General features: G+C 74.4%; 5 protein-coding genes. 2 read left to right on the forward strand and 3 right to left on the reverse strand.

The features are described 5' to 3' along the window. Both RIF68_RS28365 and RIF68_RS28370 read right to left on the reverse strand, forming a co-directional pair. A partial coding sequence (locus tag RIF68_RS28365) for an FAD-dependent monooxygenase (protein WP_309054145.1) occupies positions 1-509 on the reverse strand: 509 nt, incomplete at its 3' end. Between the two features lie 136 nt (positions 510-645). After that, positions 646-1,776, reverse strand: coding sequence for a hypothetical protein (locus tag RIF68_RS28370; RefSeq protein ID WP_309054146.1), 1,131 nt, complete (start codon positions 1,774-1,776; stop codon positions 646-648). A gap of 127 nt (positions 1,777-1,903) precedes the next feature. Here RIF68_RS28370 and RIF68_RS28375 point away from each other — a divergent pair, with 127 nt between their 5' ends. After that, positions 1,904-3,154 carry a cytochrome P450 gene (locus RIF68_RS28375; RefSeq protein ID WP_309054147.1) on the forward strand — a complete coding sequence of 417 codons (1,251 nt, stop codon included), beginning with the start codon at positions 1,904-1,906 and terminating at the stop codon, positions 3,152-3,154. Positions 3,155-3,184: 30 nt separating this feature from the next. Here RIF68_RS28375 and RIF68_RS28380 read toward each other — a convergent pair whose 3' ends face one another. Then, positions 3,185-3,643 carry a MerR family transcriptional regulator gene (locus RIF68_RS28380; RefSeq protein WP_309054148.1) on the reverse strand — a complete coding sequence of 153 codons (459 nt, stop codon included), beginning with the start codon at positions 3,641-3,643 and terminating at the stop codon, positions 3,185-3,187. Positions 3,644-3,749: 106 nt separating this feature from the next. Between RIF68_RS28380 and RIF68_RS28385 the strand changes: the two genes are divergently transcribed. After that, on the forward strand, positions 3,750-4,480 hold a 731-nt coding region (locus RIF68_RS28385; protein ID WP_309054149.1), incomplete at its 3' end, for an NAD(P)/FAD-dependent oxidoreductase.

Genomic DNA, 4,480 nt, shown 5'->3' on the forward strand with positions numbered 1-4,480 from the left:
GCGCGCACCGCGCGGGCGACCGTCGAGTCCACCCCGTCGGCCCCGATCACCACCCGGGCCCGGGCGGTGAACTCCACGCCGTTCTCCCCGCGGGCCCGCACGCCCGCCACGCGGCCGTCCTCCTCCAGGAGTTCGGTCACCTTGGTCCCCTCCCGCATCTCGGCACCGGCCTCTCGGGCCGCGTCCACGAGGAGCGAGTCCAGGACGAACCGGCGCGGCCCGTAGGCCGTCCGGATGCCGTCCACCGGAGGTGCGCACCCGGTGATCGTGACGTCCTCCAGGGTCCAGCGGGCCACGTCGAGCGGCGGGCAGCCGGTGGCGGTCAGCCGGTCGAGCAGCCCCCAGCGGGCCAGCCGCGCGATCGTGGGCTGGTGCACGTAGTGGGTCGACATGGTGTCGCTGGGGAACCGGGCCCGGTCCAGCAGCAGCACCCGGTGGCCTGCCCGGGCCAGCAGCATCGCTGTGGTGGCTCCCGCGCACCGGGCACCGACGACTATCGCGTCGTACATGTGGTGTTACGCCTCCTCGGCAGACGGCGGCGCGGCGGGGCCGCCGGACGGTGGGTGTGTGCGGGGAATGCCGGGCGTGCCGCCCCGCGGCCCGCGCCGCGTGTCCCGGGCCGGGGCCGGGGCCCCGCCCCGGGGGTCAGTGCCGTGCTCCCCGGTCCAGGACCGCCGCCACGGGCCGCCGGGGGCTCGCGGTGGCGGGCTGCGCGGGGCGGCCGATGCGGAAGGTGACGAGTGCCTGCCGCCCGGGGTCGCCGACCAGGTCGGCGAGGATCCGCCCGAACCGGGGCGGCAGCCCCAGCTCGCGCTCCCGGTCGGCGCGGACGGTCATCATGTTGAGGTGCCCGACCGCCAGGCCCCGGGCGGTCGCGAAGAGATGAACGCGCTGGAGCAGCCGGCCGCCCTCCAGCCGGTCCTCCGCCCGGGCGGCGTCCGGGACGGTGACCATCCCGAAGGCCGCGGCCGTCGGCAGGTGCACCTGCCGCGTCCGCCGCAGCCAGAACCGGTCGGCGACCCGGCGCGGGGGCGCCGGCAGCCGCTTGCCGAGGGCGCTCATCAGCGGCGCCATGCCCTGGGTGTCCACGGTCATGCCGTCCCGGCTGCGGTCCACCTCCCGGTCGCTGCCGCGGAACCAGCGGTGCCCGGCCAGCGACTGGTCCTCGTCGGCGACGATCTCCTCCGTCGCCGCCGCCAGCTGGGCCGCCACCCGGTCGCGCTCGGCCGGGCCGGCGAACCAGCGCAGCGCCGGCGCGGCCAGGTCACCCTCACCGAGGGCGGCGATCTCCTTCAGCAGTGCCTCGGGCAGCGGCTCGGGCCGGAACGGGCCCCGATTGGTGTGGCGGTACGGAATCGCCTCGTACAGCTCGTCCGTCCCGGTACCGGCGTCCCCCGGCTCCAGCAGGACGGTCGCCGCGTGCGCCGGGTCGCCGGTGTCCGGGCGGAGCAGCACCCGGGGCGCGTACCCCCGGGCCCGGCCGGCCAGCACCATGTTCTCCAGGGCGCAGCCCAGACCGACGTACAGCTCCCGGTCGAAGGGGTCGAGCGCCCCCTGCCGGCGATCCGGATCGGCGTACACCCGCACGGCCGGCCCGTCCTCCAGGACGAACCGCCACGGCTGTACGTTGCGGGCGTTGGCCGCCAGGATTCCCGCCGCGACGATGCCCTCGGCACCCTCGCGGCTCCGCCAGGTCCGCCACGGGTCGTAGGCGGGGCCCCGGGGCAGTCCGGCGGAGGCGGTGGTCAGCGCGGAACGGAGCGGAACGGATCCCATGGACGGTAACCCTGGAGCCGCCGCCGGGTGCCGGGGAGTCCCCTTTGGGGTGTGCACGTGAGGTGCCCGAACGACCACGGCGACGGCGGCTCGCCCCGCCCGGCCGGCGGGCCGCACCCTCGGGGCCATGACGCAGACGCAGACGAGCCCGGCGCAGTCGCCGGAAGAACAGCTGGCCGCCTACTTCGACCCGGCGAACCGCCCCGACCCGTACCCCCTGCTCCACGGGATGCGGGAGGCCTCGCCCTTCACGGTCATGGACGGCGCCCTGCTGGTCCTGGCCCGGCACAAGGACGTCGACGCGCTGCTGCGCCACCCCGCCGCCAGCGCCGACCGAAGCCGCTCCAAGATCCTCAGCACCGACGCCGTGGAGTCCCGCAAGGAGGTCATGACCTTCCTCGACCCGCCGGACCACACCCGGCTGCGGGGTCTGGTCACCCAGGCGTTCACCCCGAGGATGGTGCAGAACCTGGAGGTGCGGATCCGGGAGATCGTGGACGACCTGATCGGGCAGGTGGCCGAGGCGGGCTCCCCGGTCGACATCCCGAGCGTCTACTCGTACCCCGTTCCGGTCCGCGTGATCTGCGAGATGCTCGGCGTGCCGCCCGAGGACCACAAGGTCTTCGGTGCCTGGTCGACGGTGCTGGGCCGCGCCCTGGACCCGATGATGGCCGCCAACCGCACCCCGGAGATCGACAAGGAGGACACCGAGACCCGGGCCGCCTTCTACCAGTACTTCCGCGACCTCATCGCCGCCGGGGGAGCGAAGGGCGACGGGCTGCTGCCCAGCCTGGTCCGGGCCGAGGCCGCCGGCGACCGGCTCACCGAGACCGAGCTGCTCGCCACGCTCGCGCTGCTCGTGATGGCGGGGCACGAGACCACCGCCAACCTGATCACCCACGGCATCCTGACCCTGCTGCGCCACCCCGACCAGATGGCGATGCTCCGCGAGGACCCGTCGCTGGCCTACCCGGCGGTGGAGGAGATCCTGCGGTTCGAGCCGTCCGTGCAGATGCTGCACCGGATGACCAAGGAGCGCATCGTCCTGGACGGCCTGGAGATCCCCGCCGACACCGACGTCCTGCTGCTGGCCGCCGCCGCCAACCGGGACCCCGAGGTCTTCCCCGACCCCGACCGCTTCGACATCACCCGGCCCGTCGGCAAGCGCCTGGACCACCTGTCGTTCTCCAGCGGCCCGCACCGCTGCCTGGGGGCCAACCTGGGCAAGCTGGAGGCCGCCGTGGCGCTGCGGACCTTCGTCGACCGGGTCCGGGACCCCGAGCTCGTACCGGAGTCCCTGGAGTACCGCCCGCACGTCATCCTGCGCGGGCCGGAGCGGATGGCCGTCCGCTTCTCCGGGATCACCGGGATCGGCTGAGCCACCCCCGCGCGCCGGGCGCCCCCTGGATCAGTTCCCGGGGGCGCCCGCTCCGTGCCGCCGGACGGGAGGAAGGTCCTCGGGAGCGCCCGCGAGCTGGTCCACCAGCCGGCGGAAGCCCGGACACTGCGTGAAGTCCTCGGCCCGGCAGTCCAGGGCGTGCTCGATCAGCGTCCGCGACTGCTCGATCTCCCCGATCCGCCGGGTCAGCTCGGCGTGGTGCTCCAGCAGCAGGGCCCGGCGGCGCCCCGCGTCCGGCGCGTCGAGCACCTCACGCAGCTGCTCCAGGCTGAAGCCCGCCGTCTTGCCCCGGACGATCATCGCCACCCGGGCGATGTGGCGCGCCGTGTAGTAGCGGCGGCCGTTGATCCGCTCGGCGGGGGAGAGCAGCCCCGTCGCCTCCCAGTGCCGCAGGACGTGCGGACGCAGCTGGAAACGCTCGGCCAGCTCGCCGATGGTCATGGACTCCTCGTCACCCCTTGACTTCATGTTGACATTAACTTGCAGAGTTGGGTCCAGGTCAAGAGAGAGACCGGCGTCGCACCGGGACGGCCGGACGGCGTCGCACCGAGAAGACCGGACGAGCGGAGTGAACATGCTGGACGCGATCATCATCGGCGGAGGCCCCGCCGGTATGTCCGCCGCGCTGACCCTGGGCCGGGCCCACCGCACCGTGCTGCTGGCCGACAGCGGCCAGGGGCGCAACGCCCCCGCCGACGCCGTGCACAACTTCCTCACCCACGACGGGACGCCCCCCGCGCGCCTGCGCGAACTCGGGCGGGACGATCTCGCCGCGTACCCGACCGTCGAGCACCGCACCACCGAGGTGACCTCGCTGCGCCGGCTGGCCGACGACCACTTCGAGGCCGTCCTCGACGACGGCACGGTCGTCGAGTCCCGCCGGATCCTGCTCGCCACCGGCCTGCGCGACGAACTGCCCGACCTCGACGGCGTGGCCGAGCTGTGGGGCAAGTCCGCCTTCCACTGCCCCTACTGCCACGGCTTCGAGGCCAGCGGCCGGCGGATCGCCGTCCTCGGCGCCGAACCGGAGCGCGTCCGCCTCGCCCTGCACCTGAGCCGCTTCACCGGCGACATGGCCCTGTGCACCGGCGGGGGCGAACTCGAACCGGTGCTGCGCAGCGTCCTGGAGGCCAACGGGATCGCCGTGCACGACCGGCCCATATCCCGCCTCGAGAGCCAGGGCACCGCCCTGCGCCGCATCGTCTTCACCGACGGCTCCGCCCTCGAACGCGACGCCGCCTTCATCAAGACCACCCTGCGCCAGCGCGCCGACTTCGCCGAGCGGCTCGGCTGCGCCACCTTCCC

The sequence above is a fragment of the Streptomyces sp. genome, assembly GCF_031178505.1.
GTDB lineage: Bacteria > Actinomycetota > Actinomycetes > Streptomycetales > Streptomycetaceae > Streptomyces > Streptomyces gulbargensis.

Coding starts and splice junctions, on each gene's coding strand:
- RIF68_RS28370 (WP_309054146.1), bottom strand. CDS start 1,776: ATGGGATCCGTTCCGCTCCGTTCCGCGCTGACCACCGCCTCCGCCGGA.
- RIF68_RS28375 (WP_309054147.1), top strand. CDS start 1,904: ATGACGCAGACGCAGACGAGCCCGGCGCAGTCGCCGGAAGAACAGCTG.
- RIF68_RS28380 (WP_309054148.1), bottom strand. CDS start 3,643: ATGAAGTCAAGGGGTGACGAGGAGTCCATGACCATCGGCGAGCTGGCC.